Annotated in this window: 22 protein-coding genes and 3 tRNA genes; 17 read left to right on the forward strand and 8 right to left on the reverse strand. The window is 62.8% G+C overall.

The genetic code is table 11. The features are described from left to right. The first annotated feature begins 17 nt into the window (after nt 1-17). From NHH88_22600 to NHH88_22615, 4 genes are all read left to right on the forward strand, one after another. The gene (locus NHH88_22600; protein ID USX12466.1) at nt 18-728 is read left to right on the forward strand and encodes a DUF72 domain-containing protein; all 711 of its coding nucleotides are present in this window, start codon (nt 18-20) and stop codon (nt 726-728) included. A 120-nt stretch (nt 729-848) separates the two neighbouring features. Continuing rightward, nucleotides 849-1,220, forward strand: a complete 372-nt coding sequence (locus tag NHH88_22605) for a GntR family transcriptional regulator (GenBank protein ID USX12467.1) — start codon at nt 849-851, stop codon at nt 1,218-1,220. Continuing rightward, on the forward strand, nt 1,217-2,074 hold the full coding sequence (locus tag NHH88_22610) for an ABC transporter ATP-binding protein (GenBank protein USX12468.1): 858 nt from the start codon (nt 1,217-1,219) through the stop codon (nt 2,072-2,074). Before NHH88_22605 ends, NHH88_22610 begins: the two co-directional genes overlap by 4 nt. Beyond that, on the forward strand, nt 2,071-3,021 hold the full coding sequence (locus tag NHH88_22615; protein USX12469.1) for a hypothetical protein: 951 nt from the start codon (nt 2,071-2,073) through the stop codon (nt 3,019-3,021). The genes NHH88_22610 and NHH88_22615 overlap by 4 nt, the downstream gene beginning before the upstream one ends. An 11-nt stretch (nt 3,022-3,032) precedes the next feature. Here the strand turns inward: NHH88_22615 and NHH88_22620 are convergent, their stop codons facing one another. The 4 genes from NHH88_22620 to rnr form a co-directional block, all read right to left on the reverse strand. Further along, a complete protein-coding gene (locus NHH88_22620; GenBank protein USX12470.1) occupies nt 3,033-3,707 on the reverse strand; it encodes a YceH family protein in 675 nt (224 codons plus the stop codon). Nucleotides 3,708-3,718: 11 nt separating this feature from the next. Further along, the gene (gene cysE / locus NHH88_22625; protein USX12471.1) at nt 3,719-4,465 is read right to left on the reverse strand and encodes a serine O-acetyltransferase; all 747 of its coding nucleotides are present in this window, start codon (nt 4,463-4,465) and stop codon (nt 3,719-3,721) included. A 138-nt stretch (nt 4,466-4,603) separates the two neighbouring features. Further along, entirely contained in the window at nt 4,604-5,347 is a 744-nt protein-coding gene (gene rlmB, locus NHH88_22630) for a 23S rRNA (guanosine(2251)-2'-O)-methyltransferase RlmB (protein USX12472.1), read from the reverse strand. 3 nt (nt 5,348-5,350) lie between these two features. Continuing rightward, the gene (rnr, locus tag NHH88_22635; protein ID USX12473.1) at nt 5,351-7,855 is read right to left on the reverse strand and encodes a ribonuclease R; all 2,505 of its coding nucleotides are present in this window, start codon (nt 7,853-7,855) and stop codon (nt 5,351-5,353) included. A gap of 344 nt (nt 7,856-8,199) precedes the next feature. Between rnr and NHH88_22640 the strand changes: the two genes are divergently transcribed. After that, nucleotides 8,200-8,284: transfer RNA gene (locus NHH88_22640), tRNA-Leu, on the forward strand. A gap of 95 nt (nt 8,285-8,379) precedes the next feature. Here NHH88_22640 and NHH88_22645 read toward each other — a convergent pair. Continuing rightward, nucleotides 8,380-9,000, reverse strand: coding sequence for a helix-turn-helix domain-containing protein (locus NHH88_22645; GenBank protein USX12474.1), 621 nt, complete (start codon nt 8,998-9,000; stop codon nt 8,380-8,382). A gap of 81 nt (nt 9,001-9,081) precedes the next feature. Here NHH88_22645 and NHH88_22650 point away from each other — a divergent pair, with 81 nt between their 5' ends. Then, nucleotides 9,082-9,972, forward strand: a complete 891-nt coding sequence (locus NHH88_22650) for a DMT family transporter (protein USX12475.1) — start codon at nt 9,082-9,084, stop codon at nt 9,970-9,972. Nucleotides 9,973-9,991: 19 nt separating this feature from the next. Here NHH88_22650 and NHH88_22655 read toward each other — a convergent pair whose 3' ends face one another. Beyond that, entirely contained in the window at nt 9,992-11,632 is a 1,641-nt protein-coding gene (locus NHH88_22655) for an ATP-binding protein (GenBank protein ID USX12476.1), read from the reverse strand. 222 nt (nt 11,633-11,854) lie between these two features. Between NHH88_22655 and NHH88_22660 the strand changes: the two genes are divergently transcribed. From NHH88_22660 to NHH88_22675, 4 genes are all read left to right on the forward strand, one after another. Further along, nucleotides 11,855-11,939: transfer RNA gene (locus tag NHH88_22660), tRNA-Leu, on the forward strand. Between the two features lie 217 nt (nt 11,940-12,156). Then, nucleotides 12,157-12,241 (forward strand) — tRNA-Leu (locus NHH88_22665). A gap of 163 nt (nt 12,242-12,404) precedes the next feature. Further along, on the forward strand, nt 12,405-12,668 hold the full coding sequence (locus NHH88_22670) for a type II toxin-antitoxin system RelE/ParE family toxin (GenBank protein ID USX12477.1): 264 nt from the start codon (nt 12,405-12,407) through the stop codon (nt 12,666-12,668). Continuing rightward, complete coding sequence (locus NHH88_22675) at nt 12,652-12,978, forward strand: helix-turn-helix transcriptional regulator (protein ID USX12478.1); 327 nt, start codon at nt 12,652-12,654, stop codon at nt 12,976-12,978. Before NHH88_22670 ends, NHH88_22675 begins: the two co-directional genes overlap by 17 nt. A 2-nt stretch (nt 12,979-12,980) precedes the next feature. Here NHH88_22675 and NHH88_22680 read toward each other — a convergent pair whose 3' ends face one another. Further along, nucleotides 12,981-13,829, reverse strand: a complete 849-nt coding sequence (locus NHH88_22680; GenBank protein ID USX12479.1) for an NAD(P)H-binding protein — start codon at nt 13,827-13,829, stop codon at nt 12,981-12,983. A 139-nt stretch (nt 13,830-13,968) separates the two neighbouring features. Between NHH88_22680 and NHH88_22685 the strand changes: the two genes are divergently transcribed. From NHH88_22685 to NHH88_22715, 7 genes are all read left to right on the forward strand, one after another. Continuing rightward, nucleotides 13,969-14,388 carry a helix-turn-helix transcriptional regulator gene (locus NHH88_22685; protein USX12480.1) on the forward strand — a complete coding sequence of 140 codons (420 nt, stop codon included), beginning with the start codon at nt 13,969-13,971 and terminating at the stop codon, nt 14,386-14,388. 71 nt (nt 14,389-14,459) lie between these two features. Further along, complete coding sequence (locus NHH88_22690) at nt 14,460-16,658, forward strand: ATP-binding protein (protein USX12481.1); 2,199 nt, start codon at nt 14,460-14,462, stop codon at nt 16,656-16,658. An 82-nt stretch (nt 16,659-16,740) separates the two neighbouring features. Then, entirely contained in the window at nt 16,741-16,950 is a 210-nt protein-coding gene (locus NHH88_22695) for a hypothetical protein (GenBank protein USX12482.1), read from the forward strand. Nucleotides 16,951-17,015: 65 nt separating this feature from the next. Continuing rightward, nucleotides 17,016-17,570, forward strand: a complete 555-nt coding sequence (locus NHH88_22700) for a phasin family protein (protein USX12483.1) — start codon at nt 17,016-17,018, stop codon at nt 17,568-17,570. 102 nt (nt 17,571-17,672) lie between these two features. Continuing rightward, on the forward strand, nt 17,673-19,313 hold the full coding sequence (locus NHH88_22705; GenBank protein USX12484.1) for a VRR-NUC domain-containing protein: 1,641 nt from the start codon (nt 17,673-17,675) through the stop codon (nt 19,311-19,313). Next, nucleotides 19,310-21,643: an ATP-dependent DNA helicase gene (locus NHH88_22710; protein ID USX17402.1), complete on the forward strand. Its 2,334-nt coding sequence runs from the start codon at nt 19,310-19,312 to the stop codon at nt 21,641-21,643. Before NHH88_22705 ends, NHH88_22710 begins: the two co-directional genes overlap by 4 nt. A 125-nt stretch (nt 21,644-21,768) precedes the next feature. After that, a complete protein-coding gene (locus NHH88_22715; GenBank protein ID USX12485.1) occupies nt 21,769-22,077 on the forward strand; it encodes a PEP-CTERM sorting domain-containing protein in 309 nt (102 codons plus the stop codon). A 15-nt stretch (nt 22,078-22,092) separates the two neighbouring features. On the opposite strand, the gene NHH88_22720 is transcribed toward NHH88_22715, so the two are convergent. Further along, nucleotides 22,093-22,842: a LytTR family DNA-binding domain-containing protein gene (locus NHH88_22720; protein USX12486.1), complete on the reverse strand. Its 750-nt coding sequence runs from the start codon at nt 22,840-22,842 to the stop codon at nt 22,093-22,095. Nucleotides 22,843-22,847: the final 5 nt, after the last annotated feature.

Consider the following 22,847-nt stretch of genomic DNA (forward strand, 5'->3'; position numbering starts at 1 on the left):
ACGGGGAGTTAATAATAATGATTTCAAATATACGTATTGGCTGCGCCGGATGGGGTATCGACCGGCAGTCCGCATCTCAATTTCCCGGCGAAGGCAGCCATTTGCAGCGTTACGCGACCGTACTGAACGCGGCCGAAATCAACTCATCCTTCTACAAGCCGCACCAGGCCTCGACCTACGCGCGTTGGGCTGAAAGCGTGCCTGATGAGTTCCGTTTTTCGGTGAAGTTACCTAGAAGCATTACACATTATCAAAAACTATTTGACATTGATAATTTGTTGTCAACGTTTGCAGCCGAGGTTGGCGCGTTGGGAGAAAAACTCGGGTGCATTCTGGTGCAGTTGCCGCCAAGCCTGGTCTTCGACGTGAAAGTTGCCGACGGGTTCTTCGAACGTTTGCACGACAGCTTCAAATGCGCCCTCGCCTGCGAAGCGCGACACGGCAGCTGGTTCGGCGACGAGGCGACGGAGTTGATGAAACGTCATCGCGTGACGCGGGTCATCGCCGACCCGCCAGCGGGCCAAGCCGGCGTTTTCGTGCCGACCACCGACATGGTTTACGCGCGTTTGCACGGCAGTCCGCGAATTTATTACTCACCGTATGAAGAAAAATATCTGAATCAAGTGGCCGACTATCTAAAAAAACACCCGGGCTGGTGCATCTTCGACAACACCGCTTCCGGCGCGGCGCTGCCCAACGCGCTCGAATTGATGGCCAAACTCGGGTAGCGACGCATCGCGGGCGATCGGCTAGCTCTCTTGCTTGCTTTTTTGCTTGCTTTTTTTTGCCTCACTGTTATAGTTCACTACAACACCACCTCATTAACACACATCAAGGGGACCACATGTATGTCCACGATAGGCTGGAATGACAACGCGCCGATCTACCGGCAACTCAAGGACAAGGTCATCGGCATGATGCTCGATGGCGTCCTCAAGCCGGGCGACGCCCTGCCCTCGGTCCGGCAGGTTGCCGCCGATTATCAACTCAATCCGATTACGGTATCGCGGGCCTATCAAGAGCTCGTGGACGAAACCTTAGTCGAAAAAAGAAGGGGATTAGGTATGTACGTTACTGACGGCGCCCACGAAAAACTGTTGGCCAGCGAACGCGAACGCTTCCTGCGCGAAGAATGGCCGGCGATGCTCGAACGCATCCGCCGCCTCGGCCTGGAACCCGAATCGCTGCTCAAGCCCGCCACGCCGGGAGGTTCGGCATGAGCGCCATCATCACCGCGACCAACCTCAGCAAAAAATACGGCAAGCAAGCCGCGCTGGACGGCGTCACTTTCACGGTCGAGGCAGGTCGCATTGTCGGCCTGATCGGCCCCAACGGTTCGGGCAAGACCACCACGCTCAAGGCCCTGCTGGGACTGACCCAGTTCGACGGCGAGTTGTCGGTGCTCGGCATGGACCCGCGCACCCAGCGTGATGCGCTGATGAACGAGGTATGCTTCATCGCCGACGTCGCCATCCTGCCGAAGTGGCTCAAGGTCAAGGATGCGATCGATTTCGTCGAAGGCGTGCATCCGCGCTTCGACCGCAGCAAGGCGGAGAAGTATCTGGCCATCACCAAGTTGAATCCGAATATGAAGGTCAAGGCCATGTCCAAGGGCATGGTGGTGCAGTTGCACCTGGCGCTGGTCATGGCCATCGACGCCAAGCTGCTGGTGCTCGACGAGCCGACCCTGGGCCTGGACATCCTGTACCGCAAGCAGTTCTACCAGAACCTGCTGGAGGACTACTTCGACGAGAATAAAACCATCGTCATCACGACCCACCAGATCGAAGAGGTCGAACACATCCTGACCGACCTGATGTTCATCCAGGACGGCAAGATCTCGCTGGCCGCGACGATGGATGAAGTCGGCGAGCGCTTCACCGAGGTGATGGTGGAGGGGCCGTTCATCGCCGCCGCGAACGCACTGCAACCGATGACCCAGCGCACCGTGTTCGGCAAATCCATCATGCTGTTTGACGGGGTATCGCGCGAGCAACTGGCGAACTTCGGCGAACTGCGCACGCCTAGCGTCGCCGATCTGTTTGTCGCCACCATGAAAGGAACCTACGCATGAAAACCATGAAATGGCTGATCAAGCGCGAAATGTGGGAACACAAGGGCATGCTGGTGTGGGCGCCGGCGGTCATCGCCGCGCTGGTCGCGGTGATGGCGCTGGTAGCGGCCTCATTCGACAAAAACATCAGCATCAACGGTGACGGTTCGCCATCGCAAATCCTGTCCGTTACCCTGGAGGGCAAGGTGCGCACGCAAGTGGTCGAAACGATGGCGCAGGCGTACATGGCCTCTTCCGCGCCGGTGCTGCTGGTGCTTGGCGTGCTGGTGTTCTTCTACTGCCTCGGCGCGCTGCACGACGAGCGGCGCGACCGCAGCCTGCTGTTCTGGAAATCGCTACCGGTGTCGGACTCGATGACGGTCATGTCGAAGGTCTTGCTCGCCGCCGTCGTGGCGCCGTTGATCACGCTGGGCATCGGCTTCGTGCTGTCGCTGCTGGTCCTGTTGATCGGCGCCTTCTTGTTGCTCACGCACGGCACCAATGTATTCGGCGAACTGTTCCTCACGCCGGACCTCTACCTGACGCCGCTGCGCATGCTCGGTCTGCTTCCCTTGTATGTCATGTGGGCGCTGCCGACGGTGGGCTGGTTGCTGATGGTGTCGAGCATGGCGCGCTCCAAGGTGTTCCTGTGGGCGGTCGGCACGCCGCTGGTGACCGCGCTGCTGTTGTTGTGGGCCGAAAAAGCCATGCACATCGGCATCGACTCGGCCTGGTTCGTCAGCAATATCGTCTGCCGTCTGTTGCTCAGCGTGGTGCCGGGCGCGTGGCTGCTGTTTGACGACGCCCGCGTCTTGACGGAGGGCGTGCCGCACCGGTTGCCGGTGCCGCAGATCTTCGGCGAATCGTGGGCAACCCTGGGCAACGCCAATGTATGGATCGGGGTCGCCGCTGGGGCGGCCATGATAGCGGTGGCCATCTGGATGCGCCGCCGCCGCGAGGAAGGCTGATCCACCAGTTGTTATTCGAACTGTTTGCGGAATTCGGCGAACTGGGCGCTGAGGTCGTCGAAGTCGCGCCGCAGTTGCTGCACTTCCTGCTCCAGCGCGGCGACCCGTCCTCCTGACGAGGCCGAGCTGACCGAGCCGCCAAGGCCGGCCGCCGTTTCCTCGCGCGCCAGCGCGTCTTCGCCGCCCAGCAACTGGCCGTAGCGCGGTTCCTTGGTGCCGGGCGCGAGGGCAAGCTTGGAGACCAGCGGCGGGTATTTGTCGATCAGGAATTGCAGCGCGTTCTCGACGTCGGTCACCGATTTGAAGTCGTGCAACCGCCCCGTGCGGGTGCGGATCTCGCCCGCCGTCTGCAGCCCGCGCAGCATCAGGATCGTCAACACCGCCAGCTTGTCCTGCTCCAGCGACCACTTGATGCGCATCCGGTGCTCGTACTTCGTCACCCGCGCGCCCGCCTGCGTAATGCCGTTGACGTATTTGCGCTGCATGAGCCGCTGCAAAACATCGGCGACCGTTTCTTCCGAGATCGACATCACCGGATCACGGCTCGACAATTGATTGCAGCCGTTGACCAGCGCGTTCAGCGACAGCGGATAGTTGTCCGGCGTGAGCGCTTCCTTTTCGGCCAGCACGGCCAGCACGCGGATTTCAAACGGGTCCAGTATTTCTGCGCCTGCGGGTGATTCCATGTCCATGATCCTTATTCGACGAGCTTGTTTAATTGGTCGGAATTCAATTTATCACATTCGGCTACTCCCTGACAGGGCAAGCCCGCCGCCTTCAGCACTGCCAGGATGCGCTCAATCTGCTGTTCCTGTTGGACGGCATGATTGATCAGGCCGTGCAGCGCTTTCGATAGCGGATCGTCGCCGTTCGGCGTGACGCCATAGGCCGAGAACAAATGCGCGGTGGCGCTGACCGGCGCGGCCGCTTCCTTCTGCACGATGTGCGCGGGATTGCCGACGGCCGTGGCGCCCGCCGGCACCGGCTTGAGCAGCACGGCGTTCGAGCCGACCTTGGCGTATTCGCCCACCGTGAAGCCGCCCAGCACCTTGGCGCCGGCGCCGACGATGACGCCGCGCGCCAGCGTCGGATGGCGCTTGCTACCGGTATGCAGCGAAGTGCCGCCCAGGGTTACTCCCTGGTAGATGGTGCAGTCGTCCCCTACTTCGGCCGTCTCGCCGATGACCACGCCGAAGCCGTGGTCAATAAAGACGCGCCGGCCGATGGTGGCGCCGGGATGGATTTCAATGCCGGTGATGATGCGCGCCAGGTAGGAGATGAAGCGTCCGAGCCACTTCATGCCGTGCCACCAGCACCAGCTGGCCCAGCGGTGCATGACGATCGCCTGGAGGCCGGGATAGCACGTGAGCACCTCCCAGGTATTGCGGGCGGCGGGGTCGCGTTCGATGATGCTGTTGATGTCTTGTCGCAGATGGTTGAACATAGCTGTACGGAATGACAACCGAAACGCCCATGTTAGCGTATCCGGTCGGAGGTTGCTAAGAAGCGGCAGACTTGGAGGGGGATGAAACGGCGGCGGCCCTCGAAGTGAGCCGCCGGAACTGCTTTGCCGGGATGCTGTTTAAGCTTCCCTGGCAAGGCGCTGGCGGCGCGCTTCGTACAGACAGACGCCGGAGGCCACGGAGACGTTCAAACTTTCAACCGAACCGAACATCGGGATGCTGACCAGCATGTCGCAGGTCTCGCGCGTCAGGCGGCGCATGCCCTCGCCTTCCGAACCCATGACCAGCGCGGTCGGGCCGGTGAAGTCGGCTTCGTACAAACCTTTTTCGCCGTCGTCGGAGGTGCCGATCAGCCAGATGTCGCGGTCCTTCAGGTCGCGCAGGGTGCGCGCCAGGTTGGTGACGGTGATGTACGGCACGGTTTCAGCCGCGCCGCTGGCGACCTTGGCGGCCGTGGCGTTCAGACCGACGGCGCGGTCCTTCGGCACGATGACCGCGTGGGCGCCGACACCGTCGGCCACGCGCAGGCAGGCGCCCAGGTTGTGCGGATCGGTGATGCCGTCGAGGACCAGCAGCAGCGGCGGGCCTTCGATGGCGTCGAGCAGTTCATCGAGGTTGCGCGCCAGCGCCAGCTGCGAGGCGAAGGCGATCACGCCCTGGTGGCGGCGGGTGCCGACGATCTTGTCGAGCCTTGCCGAGTCGACCGGCATGACGCGCACACCGGCCGCCTTGGCGTTGGCGACCAGATCCTTCATGCGGCGGTCGTCGCGCGTGGCGTCGATGAAAATCTCTTCCACGGATGAGGCCTCATGACGCAAACGCGAGGTCACCGCATGGAAACCAAAAATCATTTTGTTCTTCATTATTTATCGCTTCTTCTTACTTTTTGAGGCAGGCTGCGCTGCTCGGGGTGCTACCGCGGCACCCGCCGCGGCATTGGTTTTGCCGCGTCCGCCGCGCGAGCGCGACGGCTTGGCGGCCGGCTGCGGCGCTGACGGCTGGGCCGATTGCGATGGCTTGGACGGCGCCGACTTCGGCGCGGTGGTCTTGACCTCGTGGCGCTGCGACGTCGTCGGGCCCGGCTTGATGTTGCCCTTCCGATCCTTGTCCTTGGACGGTTTCTCCGGACGTGGCGGCGGCGCATCGACGCCGGCCAGGCGCAGATCGATCTTGCGCGATTCCAGATCGACGCGGACCACTTGGACATCGACCTTGTCGGTCAGCTGGAAACGCTTGCCGGTGCGGTCGCCGCGCAGTTCGTGGCGGGCGTCGTCGTACTGGAAGTAGTCGGTGCCGAGGTCGGTGATGTGCACCATGCCTTCGACGAACAACTGGTCCAGCTGCACGAAGATGCCGAAGCTGGTCACGCCGGTGATGATGCCGGTGAATTCCTCGCCCAGCTTGTCCTGCATGAAGTAGCACTTCAGCCAGGCTTCGACGTCGCGCGATGCTTCGTCGGCGCGGCGCTCGTTGGCCGAGCAGTGCACGCCCAGCGCGTCCCACACGGTCAGGTCGACGGCGGCTTTTTTCTCTTTGCCGTCGGCCTTGTCCTTGGCCTGCTGCTTGCGCGTGGCGTTCGAGACGTTGGTGTTGAGCATGCTGGTCGACGGGATTTTCGGCTCGTACTTTTTACCCAGCAGGATGGCCTTGATGGCGCGGTGCGTCAGCAAGTCCGGATAGCGGCGGATCGGGCTGGTGAAGTGGGCATACGCCTCGTACGCCAGGCCGAAGTGGCCGATGTTGTCGGGCGAATAGACCGCCTGCTGCATCGAGCGCAGCAGCATCGTTTGCAGCAGCGACGCGTCCGGACGCTCCTTGACCTGACGCATCAGCTCGGCGTAATCGCCGGCGGTCGGTTTGTCGCCGCCGTTCAAGTTCAGGTTCACCTGCTTGAGGAAGGTGCGCACCTGCTTGAGCTTTTCAGCGGTCGGGCTGGCGTGGATGCGGTAGGTGCCGGGATGCTTGTGGCGGATCAGCAGGTCGGCCGCGCAAACGTTGGCGGTCAACATGCATTCTTCGATCAGCTTGTGCGCTTCGTTGCGGGTGCGCGGGATGATCTTTTCGATCTTGCCCGACGGATTGCAGACGATGTACGTTTCGGTGGTCTCGAAGTCGATCGCGCCGCGTTCGCTGCGCGCCTTCAACAAGGCCTGGTAGACGTCGTACAGGTTCAGCAGATGCGGCACGATGCCCGGACGGCGCGCGGCTTCCGGTCCCTTGGTGTTGCCGAGGATGTCGGCCACTTCGGTGTAGGTCAGGCGCGCGGCCGAGTGGATCACGGCCGGATAGAACTGGTAGGCCTTGATCTCGCCCTTGGCGGTGATGACGGCGTCGCACACCAGGGTCAAACGGTCGACAGCCGGGTTCAGCGAGCACAGGCCATTGGACAGTTTTTCCGGCAGCATTGGAATCACGCGGCGCGGGAAGTAGACCGAGGTGCTGCGTTCGAGCGCGTCGGTATCGAGCGCGTCGTTCGGCTTGACGTAGTGGCTGACGTCGGCGATGGCGACGATCAGGCGGTAGGCGTTGGCGCGGCCGATCTTGACCGGCTCGCAGTAGACCGCATCGTCGAAGTCGCGCGCGTCTTCGCCGTCGATGGTCACCAGCGGAATGTCGCGCAGGTCGACGCGGTCGGCCAGGTCGATCTCGCGCACCACGTCGGGCAGCTTGTTGGCTTGCTTGAGCGCGGCGTCCGAGAAGATGTGCGGCACGCCGAACTTGCGCACGGCGATTTCGATCTCCATGCCCGGATCGTCGAGCGATCCCAGCACTTCGACGATCTTGCCGACCGGCTGCTTGAAGCGCATCGGCTGCTCGGTCAGCTCAACGCTGACGACCTGCCCCGATTTCGCCTTGCCGATCGAACCTTCGATCAGGATGTCCTGGGCGATGCGCTGGTCTTCCGGCGCGACGATCCAGGTGCCGTTTTCGTTGAGCAGGCGGCCGATGACGTGCGTGTTGGCGCGCTGGACCACTTCAACGATGGTGCCTTCCGGCCGGCCGCGGCGGTCGACGCCGATGACCTTGGCCAGCACGCGGTCGCCGTGCAGCACTTTCTGCATTTCTTTTTCGGGCAGGAACAAGTCTTCGCCCGGCTCGTCCGGGATGACAAAGCCGAAGCCGTCGCGGTGGCTGCTGACGCGGCCGGCCACAAAGCCGGTCTCGGTCGCCAGCGAGAAGTGACCGCTGTCGTCGGCGACGATCTGGCCGTCGCGCTGCATGGCGTTGAGCCGGCGCGAGAGCACGGCTTGTGCGTCTTGCGCGACTTTGAGCGACTTCGCTACTGCGAGCAGGTCAAGCGGCGCCTTGGCGCTGCGGAAGATGCCGAGAATTTCCTCCCGGCTGGGAATGGTGTGGGTAGTTTGGTTCAAAAGTATTTCTGTAGTTGTTATTGACAGTGTTCAGAGGAAATCCGGCCTGGCAAAATCGTCGGGTGCATATATATGACACGACGACAGGCGTAGTGTACTTGGAAACGCCGCGATAGCCTAATTCGCCACCCTTCTGCAGGATTTTTCAGACATATTCCGAATTTGGTGTTTGACATTGCGCAGGATTGCTCTATAATCTTGGTCTCTCGCAGCGACAATGTTGAAAAACAAAGTTTAACCGAGAAACTGCTAGACCGGGTTGATGCGCAGTATGGAACGAAAGTTCATCTGGCGCGAAACTCACCCTGTCGCTATAATAGCAGTTGTTGTTCAGTAGCATCAGTGCCCACGTGGCGGAATTGGTAGACGCGCATGGTTCAGGTCCATGTGCCGCAAGGTGTGGGGGTTCGAGTCCCTCCGTGGGCACCACAAAATTCCGCAAAAAAGCCTCCAGTTAGCCTTACGGCGACCTGGGGGCTTTTTTCATTGCCCCTCGCCTTCCCCGACAATGCCTCCGCCCGACGTCATGTGTGCTCGATTACCATTACTGCGGTGGTATCGGGTTCAAGCGCTTCAAACACGTGCGCCTCGTCCGCCGAATAACTGGCGTAATCGCCCGCCGAAAGCTCGACCAGATGGCCAATAGGGCCCAGTCTGGCGCGTCCGCTGCAGAGGAGGACGTGCTCCACCGTTCCCGGCAGGTGCGGCTCGGACTTGCGGGGTGAGCCGGGCTGAACCACGAGGCGGTAGAGATCGCGCCGAACACCGGCCGGGCAAACCGCCAGCAGCGTCGCCGAGTAGTTCGCCTGTTCCGACGTCAACGCAACACCCTCCCCGGCCCGAATGACCTGAACATGGGTTCTTGGCTGGGCAATCAGTTGGGTTACCTGGACGCCCAGCGCCGTCGCCAACGCCCAAAGCGTCTCCAGACTGGGGTTTCCCGAACCGGCCTCCAACTGCGAGAGCGTCGACTTGGCGATGTCGGCTCGTTTTGCCAGTTCGGACACGGACAGACCGAGCCGCTCACGCTCACGCCGGACGGCCGCAGACAGCAGGCTGATCGGTGAAGGGCTGGTGGAATTAATAGGCGTCATCATCTTTTCCGTTATAAAGAACAATCGTTCGTCTTGACGAACATCCATCATGGTGAGATTATACAATCCAATTGTTCGCTTTGCCGAACACCCTTACCCTCTCCACAAGCCGGCGCTGCCACAGGAGTAATCATGGATACAAGGACCGCAGGGACGCTGGAGATGACCGCAGCCATGGTCATCGCCGGCACGGTCGGCTGGTTCGTCGTCGAAACGGACATGCCCGCCGTCTCCGTCGTGTTTTGGCGCTGCGCCTTTGGGGCAGTCGCCATGCTGGTGGTCTGCCTGCGTATGGGCTTGTGGCGCGACTGCGGTCTCAGCACCAGGCAGGGCGTCATGGCCGCGTTCGGCGGAATCGCCTTGACGGCCAGCTGGACCCTTCTTTTTGCAGCCTATTCGCACGCATCGATCGCGATCGCCACGGTGACCTATCACACCCAGCCGTTCATGCTGGTGGCGTTGGGAGCACTGTTTTTCGGAGAAAAGCTGACGGCGCAAAAAGTTGGATGGCTGGGTGTTGCGTTTGGCGGCGTGCTGCTCGTCGTCATAGGCGGGCGGCAGTCGGACGCGCACGCATCCAACTACCTGCTTGGCGTCGGCCTGACACTTGCCGCCGCGTTCTTCTACGCCATTGCCGCAGCCATTACCAAGCACCTTAAAACGGTGCCACCACGCGAGATCGTCCTGATCCAGATGGTCGTGGGCGCACTCCTCCTCATGCCTTTCGCGACATGGCCAAGCGGCGAATCGAAACAGCATGCCTGGGGACTCTTGCTGGCCATTGGCTTCATTCACACGGGCCTGATGTCCACGCTGCTGTACGGCGCGATTCAAAAAATATCGACCTCGTTGGTCGGCGTGCTCTCGTTCATTTATCCAATTGTCGCCATCCAGGTCGACGCGTGGGCATTCGGTCATCGCCTGAGCTTGGTGCAGGTCCTAGGTTCGGTAGCAATTCTTGCCGCAGTGGCAGGAATGAATTTTGGGTGGCGGTTTTCCTTGCCCCGCCAAGGGCGCAGTTAGAGAAGTCTCCGCCTTGCGGTCACCTTATCCATTGCAAGCTGAGGCGCGCGCCTATCTCGGCCAGCAACACCTGCTCGTCGACCGGCTTGCCGAGGAAGGCGTCGGCGCCGGCGGCGATCGCACGCTGCCCCTCCTCCGGCGTCGAACTGGCCGAAATGATCAGCACTGGCGTTTTGGCGGTACCGGGCTCGGCGCGCAGCCTGCGCGTCGTTTCGATCCCGTCCATGTCCGGCATCACCATATCCATCAACACCAGGTCCGGCGGGTCGATCTTCGCCTGGTGCAGCGCGGCGACGCCGTTGTCGGCCTCCAGCATGCGGAAACCGAGCGGACCCAGCAGATCGCGCAGCAAAGCGCGGTTGGTCGCCACGTCATCCACCACCAGCAGGGTTTTGCGCGGCCCCAGGTAGCCGCTCGGAATGTCATCGCCACCAACGGCGGCGCCGGGCGCGTCGACGACGGGCATCGGCACATCGAACCAGAAGCGGCTGCCGCGCCCTGGCACACTCTCCACTTTCACGTCGCCACCCATCTGGCGCACTAGCTGGCGGCTGATCGCCAGGCCCAGCCCGGTGCCGCCCGCGCGCCGCGCGGCGTCGCCGACCTGTTCGAACGGATCGAAAATGATGTCCAGCTGGGAGGCGTCGATGCCCACGCCTTCATCCAATACCTCGAAGCGCAGATGGGCCGTGGCCGTCACCTCGGGCACGGCGGAAACGCCGGCCGAACCATCCACCGCCGCGACCACCGGGGCCGGCGCGGGCGCGGGAGAAACGCGCAGGCGCACGGCGCCGTGATCGGTGAATTTGACGGCATTGCCAAGCAGGTTCAACAGCACCTGCCGCAGCCGGGTTTCATCGACGCTGATCGCCAGCGGCAGGCCACCGGCCAGCTCCAGCTCGAAATGCAAGTGCCGCTGCTCGGCCCGCACGCGCATGATGTCGGCGACCACCGTCAGCAACTCGCCCAGCCGCACCGGCTTGGGATGAAACTCCATCTTGCCCGCCTCCACGCGCGACAGGTCCAGCACGTCGTTGATCAGCGCCAGCAGGTGGTGTCCGCCCTGGTGGATCGTGCCGAGGCCGGCTTGCTGGGACGGCGACAGCTGCTTGTCGCGCTTGAGGATTTGCGTGTAGCCGAGGATGGCGTTGAGCGGTGTGCGCAGCTCGTGGCTCATCGCGGCCAGGAACGCGCTCTTGGCGCGGTTCGCCACTTCGGCGCGCTCCATCGCCGCGCGCAAGTCCTTGTTGGCCTGAAGCAGTTCGGCGTTGACTGCAGCCAGCTGCGCGGGGCTGGGAATCAGCAAGGCCACCGGCACCAGCCGCACCAGCGCGATCGCCGTCACCACCGAGGCGACCGCCGTGATCGCCTTGAGGATCACCAGCGGCACGTAGTCGGGGCGCCAGACCACCCAGATTTCGGCCACGTGCGTGCTGCCGCAGGCGAGGATGAACACGCCGAAGGCGATGAACATCCAGTTGAACGGCATGTCGCGGCGGCGGCGTATGAAGTAGATCAGGGTGACGGGAATGGTCAGATACGCCAGTGCGATCAGCGCGTCGGCGATAACGCTTGTCCACAGGATGGACGGTATCCACAAAAAGCAGTGGCCGTGCGGCATAAATCCCTGGCTGTTAAACCAGTTGTTCAACATCTCCATCGACTGTCTCCGTGTACTTGATGCCGAGCGGGCAAACTGGAGCTTACGAAAGTGCGACTGAACAAGCAAGCGCGAAATCCCCTGCGCGCTGTATGGTGTGGCGCGCGAATTTCTTTCATAAAAAAATGGTTTCTCCCTTGACTGCGGTGAGCGGCCCGCTTATGATTCTGGCCTCTGTTGCAGAACACGCAGCAGTTAGCAAGAAGCAGCAAGCAGTACAGTGCCCACGTGGCGGAATTGGTAGACGCGCATGGTTCAGGTCCATGTGCCGCAAGGTGTGGGGGTTCGAGTCCCTCCGTGGGCACCACAAAATTCCGCAAAAAAGCCTCCATCAGCCGCAGGGCCGCTTGGAGGCTTTTTTCATTTGTCCCGCCCGCTCGGCGTCGGCACACCCGCAACTTTGAAATTTAAATAATTTCGCCGAGGCACCAAATTGCTATTGACGAGGTGACTGCCCTCCTTTAAGATTCGGGCCTCTGTTGCAGAACACGCAGCGGGATGTAAGAAGTAGCAAGCAGTTCAGTGCCCACGTGGCGGAATTGGTAGACGCGCATGGTTCAGGTCCATGTGCCGCAAGGTGTGGGGGTTCGAGTCCCTCCGTGGGCACCACTCTACCGGATACGCAAAAAAGCTCCATCAGCCGAAAGGTCCGATGGAGCTTTTTTCATTGGCTCCCGGTTTTGCGCAAGCCCCATTCCCGGCATCCACAAGACAATAGGCGCTCACATTCCCATCACAGCCGGTTCTGGCATAAAGCTATATTTGAGCTATCATGAACTTGAAAAGCCAAGTTACGTGGACCTCCAAAGCAGCGCGCCAGCTCCGTAAACTGCCGCCTGAGTTTCAGCTCAAAATATTTGAAGCCGCGGCCACATTGGAACATATGCCCAATTGCCCGCAGGTTCTAGCACTGAAGAATCATCCCTACGGATATCGGCTACGAGTTGGAAACTTTCGCGTGCTTTTCGACTGGTCAACGGTCATCAAAATTGTTGAAATTCAAGAAGTGAAGAAGCGAGATGAAGGCACCTACTAACATTCAACTGATCAACGGGCCCGACGGACACCCGGCCTTTGTCGTCGTGCCCTACGACGAATTCATGCGAACGTATCAAAAGGAGCACAGCCTGATTCCGCAAGCGGTGGTTGGCGCTACGCTTCACGGCGCGACGCCGATACGCGCGTGGCGCGAGCACCTTCAACTCACTCAATCTGAAATGGCTGCAAGGTTGGGCATCTCCCAACCTTCGTACGCCAAGCAGGAGGCCAGCGGCAGCCTGCGCCCCGCCACCATCAAGAAAATAGCCGTCGCGCTGGGCATCACCACGGCCCAGCTCGATTTCTAGAACTACAGCGCCGCTTTCACGGCGTCCGCCAAGGTGATGGTCGGGCCGCCGATCAGCTTGCTCAGCGCGTGGCCGCTGTCGTCCAGCGCGCCTTTGGCGGCGGCGGCGTCGGAATCGGCGAGCAGGTCGGCCACCGGCGCCGGCAGGCCCACGCCGATCAACATCTCGCGGTATTCCTGCTGCGGCAAATTATGGAACGGCACCTGCTTGCCGGACTGGCGCGACAATTCCGCCGCCAGGTCCGCCAGCGTGAACGCGGTGTCGCCCGCCAGTTCATACACCTGCTCGACCGGTCCGGCGCTCGACAGCACAGCCGCCGCCGCGTCCGCGTAATCCGCACGCGCGGCGGCGGCGATGCGCCCTTCCCCCGCCGCGCCGGCCAGTGCGCCGTGCGCCAGCGCGCCACCGAGGCCGGCGGTGTAATTTTCCACATACCAGCCGTTGCGCAGCAGGCAGTACGTCAGGCCGGAGGCGCGGATCAACGCTTCCGTTTCGCGGTGCTCGGCGGCGAGGCCCAGTTGGCTGCTGTCGGCACGCAGCACGCTGGTGTAGACGAACAGCCCGACCTTGGCGCGTGCGGCGGCTTCGATCACGGCGCGGTGCTGCGGCACGCGCTGCCCCACTTCGCTTGACGAGATCAGCAGCACCTTGGTCGCGCCCACGAAGGCGCTGTCCAGCGACGCGGCGTCGTTGTAGTCGGCACGACGCACCTGCACACCCTGCGCGGCCAGGTCGGCGGCCTTGGCGACATCGCGCACGGCGGCGACGATCTGCGCGGCGGGCGTGGTTTTCAGCAGGCTAGCGATCACCAGGCGGCCGAGTTGGCCGGTTGCACCAGTAACAATAATCATGATTTTTCCTTTGATTGAGCTCCGCAGGGACGTTCCGCGCGGTTTGAACTATCATAAGGCCTATACTTTCGAATTGTAAGTACGTACAATTTGGTAAGTACAACTTAGCAAGTTCGCCCTTTCCAGAATGGACACCGCCATGACCGAGCCAAAAACCAGCAAATCCCTGCGCAACAGCCTCGCGGCCCTGAGCGACGGCCAGCGCGCCGAGGTGCTCGCCGCCGACTGCCCGTCGCGCGCCGTGCTGGCCCATATCACCAGCCGCTGGGGCGTGCTAGTGCTGGTGGTGCTGCTCGACGGCACCCACCGCTTCAGCCAGTTGCGGCGCGCGATCGGCGGCGTCAGCGAGAAAATGCTGGCGCAAACGCTCGACGCGCTGGCCTACGACGGCCTGGTGCTGCGCGTGGCGCAACAGGTGTTGCCTCCGCACGTCGAATACAGTCTGACCCCGCTGGGACGCGAGGCGGCCGAGCGGCTCGAGGTGCTGGTCGACTGGATCGAGGATAACTTCCCACAAATCAAACAGGCGCAGGAGGCCGCAACGGCGGCGGCGGCATAAAGCTGGCAGGTCGCGCCCATCTTGTAATACACTAGTTTTCACCTCCGCCTTGCGGAACCGGACCCACTCCCATGATGCCGCCGTTCCCATCCGATCAGCCGCACACGATATTGATTGCCACCAGCTCGGCGTACGATCACGTCACGCTCGGCAAGACGCTGGGCAGGTACGGCTATGACGTGCGCGCCGTCAGCCGCGGCGACGAAGCGCTGACCGTGGCCGCCGCGGGCGGCATCGCCCTGGCCGTGCTGGACGCGGCGCTGGCCGGCAGCGCCGGCCTGGAACTGTGCCAGCGCCTGCGCCAGGTGTGCGGTTCCGATTTGCCCATCTACGTGTTGTCCAGCTCTCCCAGCGAGGAGGAACGCGAGCGCGCGCAGACGGTCGGCGCCGACGCCTATCTGCCGCTCAGTTTCAACGCCGACGACCTGGCCGAAAAAATCCTGCTGCGCTTGCGGGTTATTCCGCCCGCGCCGATCGCGGCCGACCTGCCGGCCATGGCCACGCTCGAGGTCAACTACCACACCATGCTGGCCGGCTCGCCGGACGCCATCCTGCTGTTGCAGCGCGGTAGCTACCGCCTGCTGGACGTCAACCGGCGCACGCGCGAACTATTCGGGCTGACCGAGACGGAATTGGTGCAGACGCATTTTCTGTCGCTGTGCCCGCCCGCGCAGCCGGACGGGCGCGCGTCGTCGCAAGTGTTCGAAGCGCACGTCGAGCAAGTCATGGCGGGCGGCGTGCAGGTGTTCGAGCTGACCATGCGGCACAGCTCGGGCCGTACCGTGTGCTGCGAGCTGCGCATGGTTCCGCTCAATTCCGGGCAGCACCGGCTGATGCACGTGCGGGTGGTCGATGTCACGCGGCGCAAGCTGGCCGACGCGCTGCGCGACGGCAAAAACCGCTTGCTGGAAATGATCGCCCGCGCCGCGCCGCTGCGCGATATCCTCGAGCGCCTGATGCTGCTGATCGAGTCGCAGGCAGAGGACGTGATGTGCACGGCCATGCTGCTGGCGCCGGACGGGGTGAGCGTCCAGGTCGGCGCCGGCCCGAGCATGCCGCCCGAATACCTCGCCGCCCTCGAAGGCTTGCCCGTCGGGCCGGCGGCAGGCTCCTGCGGCACCGCCATCCACCGCAAGCAAACGGTGGTGGTGGCCGACATCATGAACGATCCGCTGTGGGCCGGCTACCGGGAGTCGGCCGCGCAATACGGCCTGCGCGCGTGCTGGTCGATGCCGATCATGCTCGACAACGACACCGTGCTCGGTTCGTTCGCGATGTACTACCGCGAGGTGCGCACGCCCAGCCCCGAAGATTTGAGCCTGATCGGCGCGGCCACCTACATCGCCGGCATCGCCATCGTCCGCACCCGCCGCGAGGAGGAGCTGCGGCGCCACCGCGAGCATCTGGAAGAGCTGGTGGCGGCGCGCACGGCCGAGCTGTTGCAGGCCAAGGAGGAAGCCGAGCACATCAACGAAGAGCTGACCACCGCGCTCGACAACCTCAGCCTGACGCAGGAGGAGCTGGTGCGGCGCGACAAGCTGGCGGCGCTGGGCGCGCTGGTGGCGGGCGTCGCGCACGAGTTGAACACGCCGATCGGCAACAGCTTGGTGATGGCCAGCAGCATGAGCGAGCGCACGGCCGAACTGCGGCGCGACATGGACAGCGGCCTGCGCCGCTCGGCGCTGGAAAGCTACCTGAAGGAGGCCGCCAGCGCCGACGAGGTGGTGGTGCGCAACCTGACCCGCGCCGCCGCGCTGGTGGCCAGCTTCAAGCACATCGCCGCCGACAGCGCCAGTTCGCAGCGGGCCCGCTTCGTGCTGGGCGACCCGATCGCGCAACTGCTGCAACCGCTCGACGCCGACCTGCGCCAGCACGGCCTGACCCTGGAGGAGGACGTCGACCACATGCTGGAAATGGACAGCTATCCGGGTCCGCTCAGCCAGGCGCTGCACAACCTGATCGAGAACAGCATCGTGCACGGCTTCGACGGCCGCACCTCCGGCACGATCACGCTGTCGGCGCGCGACGGCGGCAACGGCGAGCTCGTCATCGAGGTCGGCGACACCGGCGCCGGCATCCCTGCCGCCAACCAGCCGCGCATCTACGATCCCTTCTTCACCACCCGGCTCGGTTCGGGCGGCTCCGGACTGGGCCTCTACATCACCCATAACATCGTCACCGGCGTGCTGGGCGGGCGCATCGACGCCAGCAGCGTCGAGGGCCAAGGCGCGCGCTTCACCTTGCGGCTGCCGAAGGTGGCGCCGCTGTGATGTTAGCGGCCATGATGTTATCGACCATAGTGTCGGATCGACACGCATCGCCACCGGCGCCGTTTTGCTGTACGCTCAAAGCATGACGAATATCAATACGCGTGTCGCCGCCGTGCTGACACTGATGCTGTGCAGCGCCCAGCTCAGCGCCGGTCCGGCGCCGTGGTGGCAGTACCGCAGCAAAATCGACGGCAAGCTGGCGTGTTCGCAAACCCCGCTCGGCGCCGGCTGGGAGAGGGTCGCGGGACCGTACAAAGATAGCCGTTGCGAAAAGTTAGTTCTTGCTAAATAATGGACCCACAACAACACGGGAGAACCCCGGGGCATTACATACCATCATCATAATGAGGAGACTGTATGTTTACGAATCCCGAGCAATTTGCCAACGCCACCAAAGCCCTGTTTGAATTCCAACTTGAAACATTCAACGCACTGACCAGCAAAGCCGTGCAAGGCGTCGAGCAGGTGGTGGCGCTGAACATGGCCACCGCCAAGTCGCAGATAGAGGACGGTCTGGCCACCGGCAAGGAAATGAGCCAGGCGGCCGACCCGAAAGCGGCGATGAGCCTGGCCGCCGCCAAGCTGCAGCCCGGCGTCGCCGGCGCCAACGCCTACAACCAGCAACTGGGCCTGATCATCGCCGAGATCCGTGAAGAATTCACCCGCGCGGCCGACGCCCATGTGGCCGAGGCCAAGAGCAATCTGAGCGCGCTGATCTACGACGTCACCAAAAACGTGCGTCCCGGCTCGGAGAACGCGGTGCAAATCGTCAAAACCGCCATCGACAACGCCTTCAACGGCTACGAGCAGGTGACCAAAGCCACCAAGCAAGCGGTGCAGTCGGTGGAGGCGCAAATCGCCAAAGCCAGCGAAATGGTGGAAAAAAACACCCCCGCCGCCAAGCAAGCCTGATCCGTTCGGTTCCAACGTAATTTTGCTGGGCAAGCGGTGCTGAAAGCGATACACTGTATATAAATACAGTTTATCGCTCTTCTCGCTTCCGCTTCCCCTGCAATGATCAAAGTTCTCGACAACGCGTTTTATTACCTGGATAACTTCCATCAGGTGCTGACGTGGATAGGCGACCGTTACGACGATCTGCTGACCACCGAGGAGCGCGATTTCATCACCGCCTTTCCCACGCTGCCACAGGCGTCGCGCGCGCTGCTGGTGCGTATGGTCATGCGTAAGGGAACTCTTTTCCGTGCAAGCAAGCTGGCGTATGCCGAGATCGGCAGCGCGCACGAGGCCGCCCGTCCGCTGGCGGCGCTGGGCCTGATCGAGGAAGATCCGCTGCTGGATCTGCAACAGCTGTTCGATCTGCTGCAAAAGCCGGAGATCGGCAAGATCTTCCAGCTGACGCCGCACGTGCGGCAGTTGCGCAAGAGCGAGCAGCTCGAGGCGCTGCGCGAGCAGTACGATGGCCAGCACCGCTTTTCCAACTGGTACGAGAATTCCGGCGACCATGTCTACAGCCATCTGACGCAGCAACTGTGCGACCGCCTGCGCCTTATCTTCTTCGGCAACTATCACCAGGACTGGACCGAGTTCGTGTTGTCCGACCTGGGCATCTACCAGTACGAAAAAGTGGCGTTCTCGCCGGCCGCGCGCGGTTTCCGCAGCCGCCGCGACATCGACGATTTCCTGATGCTGCACCGGTGCCACGAGCGCTTTGTCGACGGCGAGGACCCGGCCGACGTGATCCGCGATCTGCCGCCGTGCTCGGACGACAACGAATGGCTGCGCAGCCGCCGCGACAAGCTGACCTTCACCATCGCCCAGCATGTGGAAAAGCTGGCCGACTGGAAGGCCGCGCATGCGCTCTACGCCGCCTGTCACTATCCGGGCGCCCGCGCGCGCGCCATCCGCGTGCTGGAAAAAGACGAGCAGCCGCGCGAAGCGTTTGATTTGCTTCAGCTTGCGCTGCAACAGCCCGAGAGCGAGGCCGAACGCCAGCAACTGCTGCGCATGGGGCCACGCCTGGCGCGCAAGCTGGGCCACGCCAAGCCGCCGCGCACGCCCTCGGCGCAGGCGCTGCGCATCGACCTGAGCCTGCCGCCACCACAGGAACCGAGCTACGTCGAATTTGTCGTGCGCGACCATCTGACGCGCGACGACGCACCGGTTTATTACGTCGAGAATTCGCTGATCAACTCGCTGTTCGGCCTGCTGTGCTGGGATGCCGTGTTCTGCCCGATACCGGGCGCCTTCTTCCATCCCTACCATCGCGGCCCGGCCGACCTGCACAGCGCCGATTTCCAGCGCCGCCGCGCGCAGCAATTCGCCAACTGCCTGGCGCAGCTCGACGGCGACCAGTACCGCGCCACCATCCTGGCCAACTACGCCGCCAAGACCGGCATCCAGTCGCCCTTCCTGTACTGGGAGGCGCTCGACGAGGACCTGATCGGGCTGGCGCTCGACTGCATCCCGCCGCTGCACCTGAAGCGCGCCTTCGAGCGCATCCTGCTCGACATCAAAGCCAACCGCAGCGGCTTTCCCGACCTGATCCAGTTCTGGCCCGCCGAGCGGCGCTACAACATGATCGAGGTGAAGGGTCCCGGCGACCGCCTGCAGGACAACCAGCTGCGCTGGATCGAATACTGCGCCACGCACCAGATGCCGATCTCGGTCTGCTATCTGCAATGGGCGGCATGAAGGGCGCCACCTACACCGTCGCCGTGCGCGCGTTGTGCGAGTTCACCGCCAAGACCGGCGACCTGGATTTGCGTTTCACGCCCTCGCCCACCGCGCAGGAAGGCATCGCCGGCCACGCGCTGGTGACCTCGCGCCGCGACGAAGACTACGAAACCGAGATCCCCTTGTCCGGCGACTTCGGCCCGCTGCACGTGCGCGGCCGCGCCGACGGCTACGACCGCCGCGCCAACCGGCTGGAGGAAATCAAGACCTATCGCGGCGACTTGAAGAAGATGCCCGACAACCAGCGCCAGCTCCATTGGGCGCAGGTCAAGATCTATGGCCATCTGCTGTGCAAGGACCAGGCCCTCGACAAGGTGCATCTGGCGCTGGTCTACTTCGACATCGGCAGCCAGAAGGAAACCATGCTGCACGAGGAGCATACGGCGCTCGGACTGCGCGCCTATTTCGAAAAGCAGTGCGGCCTGTTCCTGCAATGGGCGGAGAAGGAAATGGCGCACCGCGAGGCGCGCGACACGCAGCTCAAGGCGATGCGGTTTCCGCACGCGGATTTCCGTCCCGGCCAGCGGCAACTGGCCGAGGCGATGTACAAGGCCAGCAACCGGGGTGTGTGCCTGTTGGCGCAGGCGCCGACCGGCATCGGCAAGACCGTCGGCAGCCTGTTCCCGATGCTGAAGGCCAGCGCCGAACATGGCGTCGACAAGGTGTTTTTCCTGGCCGCGAAAACCTCGGGCCGGCAAATGGCGCTGGACGCCGTCGACATCATTCGCGAAGGCGCGCCGTTGCTGCCGTTGCGCACCCTGGAGCTGGCGGCCAAGTCCACCGCCTGCGTCCATCCGGACAAGGCCTGCCACGGCGAATCGTGCCCGCTGGCCAAGGGCTTCTATGACCGCCTGCCGGCCGCGCGCCAGTCGGCGCTGGACATCATGCTGCCGCCATCACCAGAGGATGGCGAAGCGGCGAAGGCGTCCTTCCTGGCGCTGGACCGCGAAACCTTGCGCGCGGTCGCGCTGGCGCACGATGTTTGCCCGTATTACCTGAGCAGCGAGATGGCGCGCTGGTGCGACATCGTCATCGGCGACTATAACTACTACTTCGACATCAGCGCCATGCTGCACAGCCTCACCTTGCTCAACGACTGGAAGGTCAACGTGCTGGTGGACGAGGCGCACAACATGGTCTCCCGCGCGCGCAAGATGTACTCGGCGGAGATGGAGCACGCCAGCCTGCGCATGCTGCGCAAGGTGGCGCCGGAGGAATTGAAAAAGCCGCTGGACCGCGTGCACCGGCAATGGAACCAGCTGGAGAAGGACCAGACGGCCGAATACCAGTGCTACGCGACGTTGCCCGAGAAGTTCATGGGCGCGCTGCAGACGGCGGCCACGGCGATCTCCGACTACATGACCGACCATCCGAGCTACGTCGACGCTGACCTGCAGGAATTCTACTTCGGCGCCCTGCTGTTCGCGCGGCTGGCCGAGAGCTTCGGCGACCACGCGCTGTTCGATATCGAAAAGAGCGAAGGCGCGCGCGCCAGCCATTCCAACTCGGTGCTTTGCATCCGCAACATCGTGCCGGCGCCCTTCCTCAAGCCGCGCTTCGAGAGCACGCACACCACCGCGCTGTTCTCGGCCACGCTCAGTCCCTGGAACTACTTCGGCGACATGCTCGGCATGCCCGACACCACGGCCTGGGTAGATGTCGAATCGCCGTTCGTGGCCGAGCAGCTGTCGGTGCAAGTGGCCGCGCACATCTCCACGCGCTACCAGCACCGCCAGCAATCGCTGCGTCCCATCGCCGCCCTGATGGGACGCCAGTACCAGCAGCAGCGCGGCAATTACCTGGCCTTCTTCAGCAGCTTCGATTACATGGAAAAGGCGGCCAGCCAGTTCGCCGAAGCCTATCCGGACGTGCCGGTGTGGCGCCAGTCGCGCCGCATGGACGAAGCCGAGCGCGCGCAATTCCTGGCCCGCTTCACGCTCGAAAGTGAAGGCATCGGCTTCGCGGTGCTGGGCGGCTCCTTCGGCGAAGGCGTCGACCTGCCCGGCGCGCGCCTGATCGGGGCCTTCGTCGCCACCCTCGGGCTACCGCAGATCAATCCCGTCAACGAGCAAATCCGCCTGCGCATGGACGCCATCTTCGGCGCCGGCTACGACTACACCTACACCTATCCCGGCCTGCAGAAGGTGGTGCAGGCGGCGGGCCGCGTGATCCGCACCCAGTCGGACCAGGGCACCGTCTACCTGATCGACGACCGCTTCGGCCGCCCTGAGATCCAGCAACTGATGCCGGCATGGTGGCGGATTGAATCCGCCCTGCCCACACCATAGCCGCACACTATTGCGGACGTTGTCATAATGGGAAAATTCAATAACATAATGATAATTATTCCATAGTATGATAACCAGCTAAGCTCACAAGGCTTCTGTTTATAACTGACAACAGGTGGTTGCCAATGCCGAAGACGATTTGCTTCATGCTGTGTGCCCTTTTGCTGATCAGCTCGCCATCATTTGCCGCCGTGATCATTGTTGCCAACGACGACGTCGCCACCGGCCCTTCTCCTGTCTGGAATTCGAGCATCGATCCGCAAGCCTATTTGTCCAAGTACGACTACAGCGCCGGCAACGTCATTGCCACCGCGAACGACACCCTGCTGGTGCTGCCCGTATCTTCCGTACCGGAGCCGTCGGCGGTGCTGACGGTCATGCTCGGCCTGAGCATGCTGGGCATCGCGGCGCGCAAACAAAGCAAGCCGTTTTAACCCTGGTAGCCACAGCTACTGAACCGCATCCCTGATTTTCTGGTAGCCGCTGCGGCTCACCGGCAGCTTGACGCCGTCGCGCAGGATCGCCACGTGACTGTCCTTGGTGGCCTGCTCGATGCGCTCCACGCAGGCGATGTTGACGATGTACGAGCGATGGATGCGCAGGAATTGTTCGCCGTCGAGCTGCCCTTCCAGTTCCGTCAGGCGCTGGTTCTTCAGATAGGATTTGCCCTCCGCCCGGATCTGCACGTAATCGTCCTGCGCCTCGATATAGTCGATCTTGTCGCTGCTGATGACGTGCACCTTGGCGCCGTCGCGTATCAGCACGCGGCCCAGCGGCTTGTTGCGGCCGGCCGCTTCGCGCACCAGGTTCTCCACCACGGGATCGGCCGCGTCGTCGCCCTTGCCCACGTTGGCGCGCGCATGCGCCAGCGCCTGGTCGAAGCGCTGCTGGCTGAAGGGTTTGAGCAGATAATCGAGCGCGTGGAACTCGAACGCCTTGATCGCATACTGGTCGAAGGCGGTGGCGAAGATGTAGCGCGTCTTCGCGCTCGCGCCCGCCAGTTCGGCCACTTCGAAGCCATCCAGCTTGGGCATCTGGATATCGAGGATCACCAGGTCGGGCGACAGTTCCGTGATCGCCTTAACGGCTTCGAAGCCGTTGGCGCATTCGGCCACGATCTCCGCGTCCGCATGCTCGGACAGGTATTCGCGCACCACCGCGCGCGCCAGCATTTCATCGTCGACGATTACGATACGCATGCTTT

It is taken from the genome of Oxalobacteraceae bacterium OTU3CAMAD1 (assembly GCA_024123915.1).
GTDB lineage: Bacteria > Pseudomonadota > Gammaproteobacteria > Burkholderiales > Burkholderiaceae_D > Rugamonas.

What these genes read in the sequence shown, in the direction of transcription:
- NHH88_22610 (USX12468.1), top strand. Translation starts at nt 1,217, where the DNA reads ATGAGCGCCATCATCACCGCGACCAACCTCAGCAAAAAATACGGCAAG.
- NHH88_22700 (USX12483.1), top strand. Translation starts at nt 17,016, where the DNA reads ATGTTTACGAATCCCGAGCAATTTGCCAACGCCACCAAAGCCCTGTTT.
- NHH88_22710 (USX17402.1), top strand. Translation starts at nt 19,310, where the DNA reads ATGAAGGGCGCCACCTACACCGTCGCCGTGCGCGCGTTGTGCGAGTTC.
- NHH88_22690 (USX12481.1), top strand. Translation starts at nt 14,460, where the DNA reads ATGATGCCGCCGTTCCCATCCGATCAGCCGCACACGATATTGATTGCC.
- NHH88_22655 (USX12476.1), bottom strand. Translation starts at nt 11,632, where the DNA reads ATGGAGATGTTGAACAACTGGTTTAACAGCCAGGGATTTATGCCGCAC.
- NHH88_22645 (USX12474.1), bottom strand. Translation starts at nt 9,000, where the DNA reads ATGATGGATGTTCGTCAAGACGAACGATTGTTCTTTATAACGGAAAAG.
- NHH88_22620 (USX12470.1), bottom strand. Translation starts at nt 3,707, where the DNA reads ATGGAATCACCCGCAGGCGCAGAAATACTGGACCCGTTTGAAATCCGC.
- cysE (USX12471.1), bottom strand. Translation starts at nt 4,465, where the DNA reads ATGTTCAACCATCTGCGACAAGACATCAACAGCATCATCGAACGCGAC.
- NHH88_22615 (USX12469.1), top strand. Translation starts at nt 2,071, where the DNA reads ATGAAAACCATGAAATGGCTGATCAAGCGCGAAATGTGGGAACACAAG.
- NHH88_22685 (USX12480.1), top strand. Translation starts at nt 13,969, where the DNA reads ATGACCGAGCCAAAAACCAGCAAATCCCTGCGCAACAGCCTCGCGGCC.
- NHH88_22600 (USX12466.1), top strand. Translation starts at nt 18, where the DNA reads ATGATTTCAAATATACGTATTGGCTGCGCCGGATGGGGTATCGACCGG.
- NHH88_22605 (USX12467.1), top strand. Translation starts at nt 849, where the DNA reads ATGTCCACGATAGGCTGGAATGACAACGCGCCGATCTACCGGCAACTC.
- NHH88_22715 (USX12485.1), top strand. Translation starts at nt 21,769, where the DNA reads ATGCCGAAGACGATTTGCTTCATGCTGTGTGCCCTTTTGCTGATCAGC.
- NHH88_22695 (USX12482.1), top strand. Translation starts at nt 16,741, where the DNA reads ATGACGAATATCAATACGCGTGTCGCCGCCGTGCTGACACTGATGCTG.
- NHH88_22650 (USX12475.1), top strand. Translation starts at nt 9,082, where the DNA reads ATGGATACAAGGACCGCAGGGACGCTGGAGATGACCGCAGCCATGGTC.
- NHH88_22705 (USX12484.1), top strand. Translation starts at nt 17,673, where the DNA reads ATGATCAAAGTTCTCGACAACGCGTTTTATTACCTGGATAACTTCCAT.
- NHH88_22675 (USX12478.1), top strand. Translation starts at nt 12,652, where the DNA reads ATGAAGGCACCTACTAACATTCAACTGATCAACGGGCCCGACGGACAC.
- rlmB (USX12472.1), bottom strand. Translation starts at nt 5,347, where the DNA reads ATGAAGAACAAAATGATTTTTGGTTTCCATGCGGTGACCTCGCGTTTG.
- NHH88_22680 (USX12479.1), bottom strand. Translation starts at nt 13,829, where the DNA reads ATGATTATTGTTACTGGTGCAACCGGCCAACTCGGCCGCCTGGTGATC.
- NHH88_22720 (USX12486.1), bottom strand. Translation starts at nt 22,842, where the DNA reads ATGCGTATCGTAATCGTCGACGATGAAATGCTGGCGCGCGCGGTGGTG.
- NHH88_22670 (USX12477.1), top strand. Translation starts at nt 12,405, where the DNA reads ATGAACTTGAAAAGCCAAGTTACGTGGACCTCCAAAGCAGCGCGCCAG.